This window comes from Flavobacterium sp. (assembly GCF_044377315.1).
Lineage (GTDB): Bacteria > Bacteroidota > Bacteroidia > Flavobacteriales > Flavobacteriaceae > Flavobacterium.
Genome location: NZ_JBILJG010000018.1, coordinates 42,931 through 57,617, shown reverse-complemented (window position 1 = coordinate 57,617; position 14,687 = coordinate 42,931). Strand labels below are relative to the sequence as shown.

Genomic DNA, 14,687 nt, shown 5'->3' with positions numbered 1-14,687 from the left:
AAACTCTTAAACTCTTAAACTCTTAAACTCTTAAACTCTTAAACTCTTAAACTCTTAAACTCTTAAACTCTTAAACTCTTAAACTCTTAAACTCTTAAACTCTTAAACTAAAAAAATGAAAGCATACATATTTCCAGGTCAAGGTGCACAATTCTCAGGAATGGGCAAAGACTTATATGAAAATTCAGCAGTAGCAAAAGAACTTTTCGAAAAAGCTAATGAAATATTAGGTTTTAGAATTACTGATATTATGTTTGAAGGAACAGCTGAAGAACTGAAAGAAACCAAAGTAACGCAACCTGCAGTCTTTTTACATTCGGTAATTTTAGCTAAAACATTAGAAGATTTTTGTCCAGAAATGGTTGCTGGACATTCATTAGGTGAATTTTCTGCTCTTGTAGCTAATGGAGCTTTATCTTTTGAGGACGGGTTGAGATTGGTTTCACAACGAGCTATTGCTATGCAAAAAGCTTGCGAAATTAAACCTTCAACCATGGCCGCTGTTTTAAATTTAGAAGATAAAATCGTAGAAGATATTTGCGGTTCTATTGATGGTGTTGTGGTGGCTGCCAATTATAACTGCCCAGGTCAATTAGTAATTTCGGGAGAATATAAAGCGGTAGAATTAGCCTGTGAAAAAATGAAAGAAGCCGGAGCAAAACGTGCTTTGATTTTACCTGTTGGTGGAGCTTTTCACTCGCCAATGATGGAGCCAGCAAGAGAAGAATTAGCTGCCGCTATTGAAGCAACCACTTTTTCAACTCCAATTTGTCCGGTTTATCAAAATGTAACAGCAAGCGCAGTCTCGTCACCAGACGAGATTAAGAAAAACCTAATCATTCAATTGACTGCTCCTGTAAAATGGACACAATCGGTTCGACAAATGATTAATGACGGAGCAACAAGTTTTACAGAAGTTGGTCCAGGAAAAGTGTTGGTTGGATTAGTAAATAAAATTGATAAAGAAGTTGAGACGATTTCGGCTTAAATATTGAAGTTATTATTAAAATTTAAAATTTTATTATGAAAAAAATAATCTTATCATTAGCAATTGTCTCTTTACTAATTTCTTGCAAAGAAGAAACTACCGAAAAAGTAAAAGAAGCAACAAAAGCAGTGAGCGCAGACCTAAAACAAGCAACTGATTCTGCAAAAGTAAAAGCAAAAAAAGTCTTAGATTCTACAAAAATGGGTGAAAAAGCAAAAGTTCTCATTATAAAAGGTGCAGAACAAGTTGAAAAAGGCGCTAAAAAAGTACAAGAGACTGTTAAAAAATAATTTTCTTCTAACAGAAACAAAGCCCAAACTCTAGAAGTTTGGGTTTTTTATTTGGAATATAGCATCTATTTCTTTTTGTAATTGATTATAAAAACTCCCAAAATAATCAAAGCTGTTGCAATTATAAAATCAAATGTAATAATTTCATCTAGTACAAGCCATCCTAAAAAGACAGCTATTACTATGTTTATATAATTTAAAATTGAAACTTGAAGAACAGTAACTCTTTTTAGAGCATAGTAATAACAAAAAAAAGCCAAAACCGAACCAAAAACAGCTAGATACAAAACCGCTGAAATACTTCGTAAACTCCAAGTATTAACATCTGTATCAGAAGAAAAAATAAAAGCTAAAACAAATTGAATTAGAGAAGAAATCGAAAATTGGTAAAACAAATTCAGGGCAATATTAGTAGTTTTATGCGTATGTTTTTTGGAATAAACCGTTCCAGCCGACCAACTCAAAATGGCAATACTTAAAAACAACATTCCTGTTTTATAGTTTGGATCTAAAATAGCGTCTAATCCATTTCTGAAAATGAAGACAACTCCAAGAAAACCTAATAAAACGCCAATAAATCCTTTTAATCTAGGTTTTTCAATTCCAAAAAAAATACCTCCAATAAAAATAATCACAGGTGAAAGTGCGCTCATTATTGAAGTCAAACCGCTTGGTAAAGTTTGTTCGGCAATAGTGGTAAAACCGTTAGCAATAACAATCATCAACAAAGAAGGAATCAGTTGGATTTTTAAATTATTCCAACCAATCCAAGACAATTGTTTTTTGTAAAGTAAAATCCCAAGAACAAGCAAGGCTGCAATTCCTTGACGAATAGAAGTAATAAACCAAGGCGGAATGCTCTCAACCGCAACACGAATGCCTAAATAAGTTGTTCCCCAAACTATCCCGACAATTACTAAGGAAAAAATTAATTTTAAATCGGGTTTTTGGTTGGTCATTTAATGATAACTATTTATGAGATTCCTCCGGAATGACAAACTGTTTGCGAATGATTAGAAATAAATACTGACAACTGCGACTGAATAATGAATACTGAAAACTAACATCTAATCTTCTGTTCCCATTTCCAAGCACTTGCCAAACTATCTTCTAATGTTGATTGCGCTTTCCATCCTAATACGTTGTTTGCTTTATCGGTATTGGCATAAGCCGAAGTTATATCGCCTTCTCTTCTACCCACAATTTGGTAATTCAGTTTTTGTTCCGAAACTTTTTCAAAAGCAGTAATCACTTCCAAAACCGAACTTCCTGTTCCAGTTCCAAGATTGAAGGTTTCTACTTTTTCTATGTTTTGCTTATTCAACAAACGTTGCATAGCAATAACATGGGCTTTCGCCAAATCAACAACGTGTATATAATCACGAATTGCGGTTCCGTCTGGAGTTGGATAATCATCTCCATAAACCGAAAGTTTCTCGCGTATTCCAATAGCAGTTTGTGTAATAAAAGGCACTAAATTCTGAGGAATGCCAAGCGGCAATTCTCCAATTTCAGCACTAGGATGAGATCCAATTGGATTAAAATATCTTAATAAAATAGAATTGATATTGGTAACTTTTGCAACATCTTTAATAATTTCTTCGCCTATTTGTTTGGTGTTTCCATATGGTGAAGCTGCAGGTTGCACTGATGCATCTTCTGTAATAGGCATTTTTTCAGCTTGACCGTAAACCGTACATGATGAACTAAAGATAAAATTCGGGTTAGACAATTCTTTCAATTCCTGAAGTACATAAACCAATGCGTTAATATTGTTTTCGTAGTACAATAAAGGATTTTCTACACTTTCTCCAACAGCTTTTGAGGCAGCAAAGTGAATAATTCCAGCAACATCATTATGTTTTTTAAAGAAATTTTGAACCGACGCTTTATCACGTAAATCCATTTTCTCGAAAATTGGTTTTTTACCAGTAATTTTCTCAATTCCATCCAAAACACTTTCAGAAGAATTCGACAAATTATCAATCGCTACTACTTCAAAACCTTCATTTTGCAATTCAACAACGGTATGCGAACCTATAAAACCTAAACCTCCTGTTACTACTATTTTCATATTTATTTAGTTGACAGTCGCAGTCGCAGTTAACAGTTCTGAGACTGAAAACTAAGACTGAAAACTATTAAACGTATTCTAAAACCGAATCTGTTATAAATTTAATTTGCTCATCATCTAATTCGGTGTGCATTGGCAAAGCAATTACTTCTTTGCATAATTGATTGGTTACAGGAAAATCTTCTTCTTTATATCTCGAATCCGCATACGCTTTTTGACTATGCAACGGAATTGGATAATAAATTGCACATGGAATTCCTTTTTCTTGTAAATGTGCTAACAATCCGTCACGCTTACCATTCAAAATTCTGATAACATATTGATGAAAAACATGGCAATCGCAAGTTTCACAAATAGTTGGTGCCCAAATATTTGGATTTATACTTAAAGCCAAACTGTATTTTCTTGCTGCGTCTTGACGTGCCTTGTTGTAAGTATCTAAATGTGGTAATTTAGCTTTCAAAACACCAGCCTGAATACTATCCAAACGCGAGTTCACACCTACTACATCATGGTGGTATCTTTCATACATTCCGTGATTCACAATTCCTCTTAAAATATGAGCTAATTTATCGTCATTGGTAAAAATTGCTCCGCCATCACCATAACAACCTAAATTTTTAGAAGGAAAAAATGATGTTGCACCAACGTGACCAATTGTTCCAACTTTCACTTTAGAGCCATCTTTTGAAGTATAATCCGCTCCAATTGCTTGGGCATTATCTTCAATTACATACAAATTATGTTCGTTTGCAATTTCCATAATTGCATCCATATTGGCAGCACGACCAAACAAATGAACGGGAACAATAGCTTTAGTTCTTGGTGTAATAGCTTTGCGAATTCCTTCCAACGAAATGTTCATATTATTCATATCAACATCTACCAAAACCGGAGTTAATTGCAACAACGCAATCACTTCAACAGTTGCTGCAAAAGTAAAATCAGCAGTAATCACCTCGTCGCCAGGTTTCAAATCCAATCCCATCATGGCAATTTGCAACGCATCGGTTCCATTTGCACACGGAATTACGTGTTTTACACCCAAATATTTTTCTAAATCAGCCTGAAATTGATGAACTAATGGTCCATTTATATAAGTATTATTATCTAAAACTTCCTGAATAGAAATATTTACTTCGTCTTTTATTTTTTCGTATTGACCTTTCAAGTCAACCATTTGTAGTTTTTTCATAAATGTGATATTTCATTTTTTAGTGGTCATTTATGGAATCGCCTTTTATTTAAAGGTGTTTGTTTACAACAAACTTTGTGTTAGTGGCGATTTCATTCTAAAAAAATTTGAGTTACAAAAGTAAACTTTTTCTAGTTATTTGGAGCGAATGGTTCATGATTTTTTGGTTTCCCTTTTCCTGCTTTTCGCTCTACTTCGGTGCCGCTGCAATCAGGGCTAGATAGTTATTGTCTTTTGTAAAATCAGTTTTTCAAAACAACACAATAGCAAAATCTGTAAATATTCGTTCAATCTGTTGCAAAAAATCTTATTTTTACACAACTAAATTTCAACAATGCTTTTTCTATACAATTTAATTATAATTCTCGCTTCACAAGTAATAAAACTATTGGCACTTTTTAGTCCGAAAATGAAACTTTTTGTCAATGGAAGAAAAGAAGTTTTAACAATTTTACAAAGCAAAATCAATCCAAACGACAAAACCATTTGGTTTCATGCAGCATCACTAGGCGAATACGAGCAAGGTTTACCCGTTATTAAAAAAATAAAAGTTCAATATCCAAATCATAAAATTGTTGTAACATTCTTCTCGCCATCGGGTTATGAAGTTCGAAAAAACAACACAGTTGCCGATGCTACGGTTTATTTGCCATTAGACACAAAATCAAATGCAAAAAAATTCATCAAAACCATAAATCCAGAACTCGTTTTCTTTATTAAATATGAATATTGGCCTAATTATTTGAACGAACTGAAAAAACTTCAAATAAAAACCTATTTAATTTCAGGAATTTTCAGAGAAAAACAAGCCTTTTTCAAATGGTATGGCAGATTTTACAGAAACGCTCTTAAAACATTCGACTACTTTTTTGTACAAAACGAAAGCTCCAAAAATCTGATTCAAAGCATAGGATTTACTAATGTAAAAGTTTCAGGCGACACCCGTTTTGACAGAGTAGTTTCCATTTTAGAAAGAGACAATTCATTAGATTTTATTGACCAATTCAAAAATAATAAAACCACCATCGTAATTGGTAGTTCGTGGCCAAAAGACGAAAATTTATTGGTCGATTACATTAATAAATCATCTGACGAAATTAAATTCATCATCGCGCCACACAACATAAAAGCAGAGCAAATTGCAAATCTAAAATCACAAATCACAAAATCAACCGTTTTATTTTCTGAAAAAGAGGAGATTCTGAAACAAGTTCAGAATGACAAATTAGAGGATTTTCAAGTTTTTATCATCGACACCATTGGGATTCTTACCAAAATTTATTCCTATGCCGATATTGCCTACGTTGGTGGCGGATTTGGAAATCCAGGTGTTCATAACATTTTAGAACCAGCAACATTTGGCGTTCCGATTGTAATTGGACCAAATTATTCTCATTTTGCAGAAGCAACTGCTTTGGTTCATCAAGAAGGTTGTATATCAATTACAAACCAAAACGAACTGAATGAAGCATTTGACAATTTAATTTTCAACGAAGACATTCGACACGAAAAAGGGCATATTTGTTCCACTTTTGTTCAAATGAATAAAGGTGCGACGGAAGTTATTTTGAAACATATTTTATAATGACAACCTTCAAACCACTAGATATTAGAGACATTTCAATCATCACTTCTATGATGCAAGATTTCTATGCCATTGACAATTATCCTATCGACATTGAAGTTTCTAAAAAATTATTTCAAGAATTTATTTCCGATGAAAATCTTGGTAAAGCTTTCCTTATTTGTCATTCTGACGAAGGAAGAACCTCAGAATTGGTTGGTTACGTAATTCTAATTTATGTTTTTAGTTTTGAATACAAAGGAAGAATTGCATTTTTAGATGAATTGTACATAAAAGAAAGTTATTGCGGAAAAGGAATTGGAAAACAAACAATTGATTTTATAAAAGAGCAAGCATTAAATCAAAATGTTAAATTGATTTATCTCGAAGTGGAAAACCATAATCAAAACGCACAAAAATTGTATCTTGCCAACGATTTTGAAGTTCACAATCGCAAATTATTAAAACACAAACTATCCTAAAATATGAAATTTATTAAATTACTACTATTACTATTCGTCATTCAAATCCAGGCACAACAAGGCGGCATGTGGATTCCATCGTTACTAAAAGGAATGAACGAAAACGAGATGAAAACACTTGGCATGAAACTTACTGCCGAGCAAATTTATTCTGTAAACAAATCGAGTTTGAAAGATGCCGTTCCACAATTTGATGGCGGTTGTACAGCCGAAGTGATTTCAGACAAAGGTTTGATTTTGACTAATCACCATTGTGGTTATGACAATATTCAAAGCCATTCAACTGTTGAGCACGATTACCTAACCGATGGTTTTTGGGCTTATAAAATGGAAGATGAATTACCAAACAAAGGCGTTGTAGTGAGTTTTGTTGTTCGTATTGAAGATGTTACAACAAAAGTTTTAGAGGGAGTTGCAACCCTAACATCAGAAGCTGAAAAACAAAAGAAAATTCAAGAAAACATTTCTAATTTAAACAAAATACTTCCAAAAGAAGTTTGGCAAGAAAATAGTATTCGTACTTTTTACGATGGAAATCAATATATCCTTTTTGTAACCGAAACATTCAAAGATATCCGATTGGTTGGCGCGCCACCAAGTTCAATTGGAAAATTTGGATCGGATACTGACAATTGGGTTTGGCCAAGGCACACAGGTGATTTCTCTTTGTTTAGAATTTATGCTGATAAAAACAATCGCCCAGCAGAATATTCGACAGAAAACGTTCCTTATAAACCAAAACATTTCTTTCCAATTTCTGCAAAAGGTGTTAAAGAAAATGATTTTACCATGGTAATGGGCTACCCTGGAAGAACGCAAGAATATTTGCCCTCATATGCTGTTGAACAAATTGTAAACGATTTAAATCCAGCTAAAATTGAAGTTCGTGATGCCGCTTTAAAAGTGCAAGATGGTTTTATGCGAAAAGACAACGCTATCAAAATTCAATATGCTTCCAAATATGCTGGAATTGCCAATTATTGGAAAAAATGGATTGGAGAAACTAAAGGTTTGAAAAAATCGAATGCAGTTGCCATCAAACAAAAATTTGAAAAAGACTTCCAAGAAAAAGTCATAAAAGCTGGTAAACAAGCTGAATATGGAAACTTGCTTGCTGATTTTCAAAAAAATTATACAGAAATAAATGACTACGCATTAGCAAGAGATTTGTTTTCAGAAATTGCGTTACGTAACACCGAATTACTTTCAGTTGGATACAAACTATACCAATTAGAGCAAATTTTAACCAACAAAGGCGAACAAGCATTTTGGGACAGAAAAAACAATTTAATAAACGGATTAGGAGATTTTTACAAAGATTTCAGCGCAACAGTTGACGAAAAAGTCTTTGAACAATTAATTGGAATTTACTCTAAAAAATATCCAAAACAATTTTTACCAAGTAATCTAGAAAACGTAGATGCAAAAACTTTAGCAACAAACGTTTATGCCACTTCTAAATTGGTTAGTTATGATAAAATCAAAGAGCTTCTGACTGGTGAAACCAAAGCCGTTTTAGAAAAAATGAATAACGATCCAGGTTTTCAAGTGGTAAAAATGTTGGCTGATAGTTTTACCAAAAATGTAGCTCCAAAATATGACGAAATCAATTTGAAAAATATCGCAACACAAAGAACCTACATGAAAGGAATTTTAGAGTTAAGTCCAAAATCGGCTCGAATTTTTCCTGATGCAAACAGCACTTTACGAGTAACTTATGGAAAAGTAAAAGGTTACAAGCCAAATGATGCAGTGGTATATGAACCAATTACTTACCTAGATGGTGTTATAGAAAAATATATTCCTGGCGATTATGAATTTGATGTTCCTAAAAAACTGATTGATTTGTATAACGCTAAAGATTTTGGAAAATATGCCGATAAAAATGGGAAAATGCCCGTTGCTTTTATAGCTACAAACCACACAACAGGTGGAAACTCAGGAAGTCCAGCTTTAGACGCAAATGGAAATTTAATTGGCTTGAATTTTGATAGAGTTTGGGAGGGTACTATGAGTGATATTTACTATTCTCCAGAAATTTGTAGAAACATTATGGTTGATGCACGTTACATACTGTTTGTAATAGATAAATATGCTGGAGCAAAAAACATCATTAACGAATTGAAAATCATTTACCCAGCCGAAAAGAAAATAATTTCAAAGAAAAAATAAGTTTGGCACGAAGTTTGTAAAGTTTATTTTTGGAATTCAGAGAGAAAAATTTAAAAAAAGTTTAACTAAAAGTTTTTCCGATTAAAAAAATTTATATCTTTGCTCCGAATTAATAATTAACCTTTTATATTAAATTAAGATGAAAAAAGTATTTTTAAGTTTAGCTGTTATCGCTGCATTAACTGTAGTATCTTGTAAACAAGCAGAAGAAGCTCCTGCTGAAGAAGTTGTAACTGAAGAAGTTGCTCCAGTTGCTGAAGAAGTTGTTGCTGATTCTACTACTGTAGTTGCTGACTCTACTGCTACTGCTGCTCCTGCTGCTGAAGAAAAAAAATAATTAGAAATTAATTTCTACTATTTTAAAAACCCTTCCAATTGCGAAGGGTTTTTTTATGTTTAAAACTTTTATTTCTCAATCCAAGCGTTTACTTTTTTCTCCAAAAGCGCTAGTGGCATCACACCTGATTCTAAAACAATTTGATGAAATTTTTTGATGTCAAATTTAGAACCCATTTTTGTTTCAGCTTTTTTACGAAGTTCTAAAATTTTAAGTTGCCCAATTTTATAAGACAACGCTTGCCCAGGAATTGCCATGTAACGTTCAATTTCAGCAATAATACTCAACTCGCTTTCGGCTTCATTATCTAACGAATATTGAATCGCTTGTTCTCTTGTCCAGTTTTTAGAATGTAAACCAGTATCAACAACCAAACGTATTGCACGATGCATTTCGCTCCCTAACATCCCAAAATATTGGTAGGGATCGTTGTATAATCCTAATTCTTTTCCAAGACTTTCTGTATATAATGCCCAACCTTCGCCATAAGCTCCAAACCAATTAAATTTTCTAAAATCAGGTAACGCTTGATTTTCTTGTTGCAACGACATTTGAAAATGATGTCCAGGAATAGCTTCGTGCAAAAACAAATCTTCATCTGCATAAAAATTGTATTTAGTCACATCAGGAATTGGAACATAAAAAGTACCTGGTCGCGAACCATCAGCAGCACCTTGAACATACTCGGCACTTGCCGTTTTTTCTCTAAAAGCTTCCGTTCTTTTTATTTGAAATGCTGTTTTTGGTTGAAGTGAGAAAAGCTTGTCAACATTAGGTTTTATAATTTTATGAATTTTTTCAAAATTGGCGATTGCTTCTTCTGGTTTAGTGAAAGGCATTAACTCTTTTTTATTTCTAACATGGTCAAAAAACTCTTTAATAGTTCCGGTAAAACCAACTTGAGTTTTCACATTTTCCATTTCGGCTTTTAATCTTGCAACTTCTTTCAATCCGAGTTTGTGAATTTCTTCAGATGTCATTTCGGTGGTTGTCCATTGTTTTACATAAGCGGCATATAATTCATTTCCGATAGTCAAACTTCCTATTCCACTTGAGGTTCTTGATGCCGGAATGTATTCTGATTTCAAAAATGCACTCATTTCTTTAAACTTTGGAACTAATTTTTCATTGATAGTCGTAGCATAACTCTTTTTTATTGCTTCTTTTTGCGCTTCAGAAAAAGTTTTAGGCATTGTTTTTATTGAAGAATAAAACAGATTATCTTCAACTTTAGAAGTTACCATGTCGTCAAATTGTGGTGGCAATTTTATAGATAACGATTTTGGTAAAACGATTCCTTTCGCCATTCCTTTTTTCATGTAAACCATTGCAGAATCTATCCAAGTTGCATATAAATTCATTCTTTTTTGGAAATCTTGATAGTCTTTTTCGGTTTTGAATGGTTGTGCACTTTCGCCTGAAGCAAATTGTCCCATGGTAAGGTGTGTTCCCCAAAACTGTTGAATTGGCATTAAGTTAGAAGGTGAATTAAGCAATTGTTTCCCAACAGCTACTTCCCATTTGATAATGTCAAAGCTATTTTTTTCTTCATCTGATAACGTTTCATAATCAACTTTGGAAAGTTCTGTTTCATATTTATCAAAAAATGTAGCTTGTTCTTTTCTGAAACTATCGGTCATTTCAAAAACTAACTGCGCATTGTAATCACTTTGTCCATTAAGCGTTGCATCTAGTGGATTTAAAAGATTTTTTTTGTGAAAATAGGTTTTTGTTAAAGTTGTAAAATCGTTGCTTTTTGATTCTGATTTACATTGAATAAAGAAAAAACTCAAAGAAATTAGAATTCCAAATAAGGTTATTTTTTTCATATTGTTTCTATTTTGAATTATAAAAGTATTGAAATTATCCGTGATAAACTCTTGAAAATACAATTTTACCATCTTTTATTTCTAAAACTTCGGCAACAAGCATGTCTTCCTCGCTTTCAACTTTACGAATATATTCCATAAAAACACGATTTTCATTACCGGTTAATGATGTAACTTTATAATTTAATGTTGGTAATCTATCAAAAGCATCTTGCCACCAATCTCTTAAAGCATTTTTACCCTTTATAAGTCCGTCGGTCTCGGGTTTTCTTATTTTTAATTTTGGACTAAAATGTTCAGCATTATCGTCGTATAATGCAAGTAATTGCTCTAAATTGTGAGCGTTGAAAGCATCAAACCATCGATGCGCGATAAAAAGATTTTTGTTAACTGGCATTTATTTTTTTTTCAAAGAAACAATTATAATGAAAAGCAAAATAGATAAAAATCATAAATTTAAGTTAAGGAAAGAAAAATAGAATCATATTGTTTATTTTTACATATAAAACCACCAAATTATGAACGCAAATAAACTACTTCAACTAGTTGTTATACTTTTTTTTACAATGAATACAAATGCGCAAGAACTGAAAAAATCTTTTTCTACCAATCCTTTTTTTAATTCCTACAATACGCCTTATGACTTGCCCCCTTTTGACTTGATAAAAAACGAGCATTATAAACCCGCGTTTTTAGAAGGGATTAAAGCTAGCGAAATAGAAATCAATGTAATAGCAAGCGATAAAACCAAACCAACTTTTAAAAACACAATTTTAGCACTCGAAAATAGTGGTGAATTACTATCCAAAGTTTCAAGAGTTTTTCACAATTTGAACTCAGCCAATACAAATGATGAAATTCAAAAAATTGCTAAAGAAATTGCTCCTACTACATCAGCACATAACGATAATATCAATTTGAATGAAAAATTATTTGCCAGAGTTAAATCAGTTTGGGATAATCAAAAAACACTCAAATTAAATCAAGAAGATTCCAAGCTTTTGGAAAAAACATATAAAAGATTTGTGCGAAGTGGTGCAAATTTAAATAAAACTGAAAAAGAAAAGCTAAGAGAAATTAACAGCGAGTTATCAAGTTTGACATTAAAATTTGGTCAAAATCTTTTAGCTGAAACCAATAGCTATGAGTTGGTATTATCTGATAAATCTGATTTAAAAGGCTTACCGTCTGAAATTATTGAGCAAGCGGCATCAACTGCAAAAAGCAAAAATAAAGAAGGTAAATGGATTTTCACCTTATCTAATTCGAGTGTTATGCCTTTTTTACAATACAATGATAATAGAGCGTTGAGAGAAGAAATTTGGAGAGCTTATACCAGTCGTTGTAGTAATAAAAATGAATTTGACAATAATGAAATAGCTATTAAAATTGCCAATTTGAGAATGTCAAAAGCGCAATTACTTGGTTATAAATCTCATGCAGAATATGTTCTAGAAGAGTCTATGGCAAAAACACCAGGAAAAGTAATTGATTTTCTAAACCGATTATGGATTCCTGCTTTAGAAAAAGCCAAAGAAGAAGAAGCCGAAATAAAAAAGATTATGGTTGCCGAGGGAATTGCAAACGATGTAAGACCTTCTGATTGGCGATATTATAGCGAAAAAATTAAAAAGGCAAAATTTGATCTTGACGAACAAGAATTGAAGCCTTACTTTAGTCTTGATAATGTTACGCAAGGTGTTTTTATGGTTTGTGATAAATTATATGGTTTACAATTCAAAAAACTTGGGAATGTTCCTGTTTACCATCAAGATGTTACCGCTTGGCAAGTTCTAGAAAAAGACGGCACCTTTTTAGGAATTATTTATATGGATTTTCACCCAAGAGCTTCTAAACGAGGTGGTGCTTGGATGACTTCGTATAAATCGCAAGAAACGGTAAATGAAAAAAGAATTAGTCCGATTGTTTCTATAACATGTAATTTTTCAAAACCAACTGCAACCGCTCCAGCTTTGTTTACCTTTGATGAAGTGCAAACTTATTTTCATGAATTTGGTCATGCCTTGCATGGATTACTGTCAAATGTAACCTACAAAAGCCTTTCTGGCACAAGTGTTCCAAGAGATTTTGTTGAATTACCATCGCAAGTTATGGAAAACTGGGCAGCCGACTCAGAAGTATTAAAAATGTATGCCAAACATTATGTAACAGGCGAACCAATTCCAGATGCATTAATTGCCAAACTTGAAAAAGCTGGAACTTTTGGACAAGGTTTTGAAACTGTTGAATATCTTTCTTCATCTTTATTAGATATGGAATATCATAACGCAACAACTGCTCATTCAGGTTTAGCAGAAGAATTTGAAAAACAAGTGATGCAAAAAATCGGAATGCCTAATTCGATTGTTGCCAGACATAAATCAAATTATTTTAGTCATGTTTTTTCTGGTGGTTATTCGGCTGGATATTATAGTTATATTTGGTCTGGAGTTTTAGATACCGATGCTTTTGATCAGTTTAAGAAAACAAGTTTATTTAATTCCGAAAAATCTAATTCGTTCAGAAAAAATGTACTTGAAAAAGGCGGCACGGAAGATCCAATGGAATTATACAAACGATTTAGAGGAAGCGAACCAAGTATTGAACCGCTATTGAAAAAAAGAGGTTTGGATAAGAAATCCTAGATAAAATAAAATCCCGTTTACATCTCTTGTGAACGGGATTTTTAGATTTTACATATTCTTCAAATTGATAATTTCTTGTTCTGTTAGCAAACGCCAGTTACCACGTGGAAGATTTTTCTTGGTTAAACCTGCAAATGAAACACGGTCAATTTTTAAAACGTCATAATTGAAGTGTTCAAAAATGGAACGTACTACTTTGACATTAGAAGTTCTTAATTTGATTCCGATTTCGGTTTTGGGTTCTTTTTCTATATAACTCACTTCTTCCACTGCAAGTCTGTGATTGTCGATGGTTACGCCACCCGAAATTTTTTCTAAATCTTCGTATTTTAGATTTTTATCTAAAGAAACTTGATAGATTTTAGCCGACTTTTGATTGGGAAGACTAAATTTTCTAATCATATCGGTGTCGTTGGTAAACAACAGCAAACCCGTTGTGTTTTTATCCATACGCCCAACTGGAGCTATTTTAGCATTGGTTGAACCTTTAACTAATTCAAAAACATTTCGGTTTTCACCAAATTCGTCTTCGGCAGTTGTGAAACCTTTTGGTTTGTTTAGCAAAATATATACTTTCTTTTCTGGCGTAATGGTTACACCGTCAAAGTTGACAACATCGGTTAGTTTTACTAGATATCCCATTTCTGTAACAGGAACACCATTTACCTTTACATTTCCTGATTGGATGTAAATATCGGCATCACGACGTGAACACACGCCAGAATTTGCGATGTACTTATTTAGACGGATTTCGTCTTTTTCTTTTAAACGTTTTGGTGCTTGGTTAGGTTTTTTCTCCTTTTTAGCTTCAACTTCTAACTCTGCTTTCGTTTTTGGTTTTGCTTTTTTTGGACCTTGAGCACGTTTTGCCATTGCAGGCTTAGGCTTGTTGGAACTTGGTCTGGAACCACCACGTTTGTTTCCTCCTGAATTATTCATATGTAGAAAATATTTTTTTATTAATGGAATATGGAATATCCATGTGAAATTAAATCATTAAATTGAAACATACAAAACATGGATATTTCATAATACTTAATTTAACTTCTCAATTGAAAAATTTCAATGAGTTTGCAAAGATAGGTTTTATTGTTGAAAGTTGCTTGGTTAT

At 32.8% G+C, this 14,687-nt stretch carries 13 protein-coding genes; 7 read left to right on the top strand and 6 right to left on the bottom strand.

The window, feature by feature from the left end:
* Nucleotides 1-115: 115 nt before the first annotated feature.
* Together fabD and ACIQ66_RS07300 are read left to right on the top strand one after the other, a co-directional pair.
* Nucleotides 116-988 carry an ACP S-malonyltransferase gene (fabD, locus tag ACIQ66_RS07305; RefSeq protein ID WP_396212138.1) on the top strand — a complete coding sequence of 291 codons (873 nt, stop codon included), beginning with the start codon at nt 116-118 and terminating at the stop codon, nt 986-988.
* 35 nt (nt 989-1,023) lie between these two features.
* The gene (locus ACIQ66_RS07300; RefSeq protein ID WP_396212137.1) at nt 1,024-1,278 is read left to right on the top strand and encodes a hypothetical protein; all 255 of its coding nucleotides are present in this window, start codon (nt 1,024-1,026) and stop codon (nt 1,276-1,278) included.
* A gap of 65 nt (nt 1,279-1,343) precedes the next feature.
* Here ACIQ66_RS07300 and ACIQ66_RS07295 read toward each other — a convergent pair whose 3' ends face one another.
* The 3 genes from ACIQ66_RS07295 to ACIQ66_RS07285 all read right to left on the bottom strand — a co-directional run bounded on the left by ACIQ66_RS07295 (nt 1,344) and on the right by ACIQ66_RS07285 (nt 4,547).
* The gene (locus ACIQ66_RS07295; protein ID WP_396212136.1) at nt 1,344-2,237 is read right to left on the bottom strand and encodes a DMT family transporter; all 894 of its coding nucleotides are present in this window, start codon (nt 2,235-2,237) and stop codon (nt 1,344-1,346) included.
* A 101-nt stretch (nt 2,238-2,338) separates the two neighbouring features.
* Nucleotides 2,339-3,352 (bottom strand): UDP-glucose 4-epimerase GalE, encoded by a 1,014-nt coding sequence (gene galE, locus ACIQ66_RS07290; RefSeq protein WP_396212135.1) that lies wholly within the window; start codon nt 3,350-3,352, stop codon nt 2,339-2,341.
* Nucleotides 3,353-3,419: 67 nt separating this feature from the next.
* On the bottom strand, nt 3,420-4,547 hold the full coding sequence (locus tag ACIQ66_RS07285) for a DegT/DnrJ/EryC1/StrS family aminotransferase (protein WP_396212134.1): 1,128 nt from the start codon (nt 4,545-4,547) through the stop codon (nt 3,420-3,422).
* A 334-nt stretch (nt 4,548-4,881) separates the two neighbouring features.
* Between ACIQ66_RS07285 and ACIQ66_RS07280 the strand changes: the two genes are divergently transcribed.
* The 4 genes from ACIQ66_RS07280 to ACIQ66_RS07265 all read left to right on the top strand — a co-directional run bounded on the left by ACIQ66_RS07280 (nt 4,882) and on the right by ACIQ66_RS07265 (nt 9,102).
* Nucleotides 4,882-6,132: a 3-deoxy-D-manno-octulosonic acid transferase gene (locus ACIQ66_RS07280; protein ID WP_396212133.1), complete on the top strand. Its 1,251-nt coding sequence runs from the start codon at nt 4,882-4,884 to the stop codon at nt 6,130-6,132.
* Nucleotides 6,132-6,593 (top strand): GNAT family N-acetyltransferase, encoded by a 462-nt coding sequence (locus tag ACIQ66_RS07275; RefSeq protein WP_396212132.1) that lies wholly within the window; start codon nt 6,132-6,134, stop codon nt 6,591-6,593. Before ACIQ66_RS07280 ends, ACIQ66_RS07275 begins: the two co-directional genes overlap by 1 nt.
* 3 nt (nt 6,594-6,596) lie before the next feature.
* A complete protein-coding gene (locus tag ACIQ66_RS07270) occupies nt 6,597-8,765 on the top strand; it encodes a S46 family peptidase (RefSeq protein WP_396212131.1) in 2,169 nt (722 codons plus the stop codon).
* Between the two features lie 139 nt (nt 8,766-8,904).
* On the top strand, nt 8,905-9,102 hold the full coding sequence (locus ACIQ66_RS07265) for a hypothetical protein (RefSeq protein WP_396212130.1): 198 nt from the start codon (nt 8,905-8,907) through the stop codon (nt 9,100-9,102).
* Between the two features lie 68 nt (nt 9,103-9,170).
* On the opposite strand, the gene ACIQ66_RS07260 is transcribed toward ACIQ66_RS07265, so the two are convergent.
* Both ACIQ66_RS07260 and ACIQ66_RS07255 read right to left on the bottom strand, forming a co-directional pair.
* Nucleotides 9,171-10,931 carry a DUF885 domain-containing protein gene (locus ACIQ66_RS07260; protein ID WP_396212129.1) on the bottom strand — a complete coding sequence of 587 codons (1,761 nt, stop codon included), beginning with the start codon at nt 10,929-10,931 and terminating at the stop codon, nt 9,171-9,173.
* Between the two features lie 34 nt (nt 10,932-10,965).
* On the bottom strand, nt 10,966-11,328 hold the full coding sequence (locus tag ACIQ66_RS07255) for a nuclear transport factor 2 family protein (RefSeq protein WP_396212128.1): 363 nt from the start codon (nt 11,326-11,328) through the stop codon (nt 10,966-10,968).
* Between the two features lie 121 nt (nt 11,329-11,449).
* On the opposite strand from ACIQ66_RS07255, the gene ACIQ66_RS07250 reads away from it, so the two are divergent.
* Nucleotides 11,450-13,576 carry a M3 family metallopeptidase gene (locus ACIQ66_RS07250; protein ID WP_396212127.1) on the top strand — a complete coding sequence of 709 codons (2,127 nt, stop codon included), beginning with the start codon at nt 11,450-11,452 and terminating at the stop codon, nt 13,574-13,576.
* A 48-nt stretch (nt 13,577-13,624) separates the two neighbouring features.
* On the opposite strand, the gene ACIQ66_RS07245 is transcribed toward ACIQ66_RS07250, so the two are convergent.
* Nucleotides 13,625-14,515, bottom strand: a complete 891-nt coding sequence (locus ACIQ66_RS07245; RefSeq protein WP_396212126.1) for a pseudouridine synthase — start codon at nt 14,513-14,515, stop codon at nt 13,625-13,627.
* Nucleotides 14,516-14,687 lie beyond the last annotated feature (172 nt).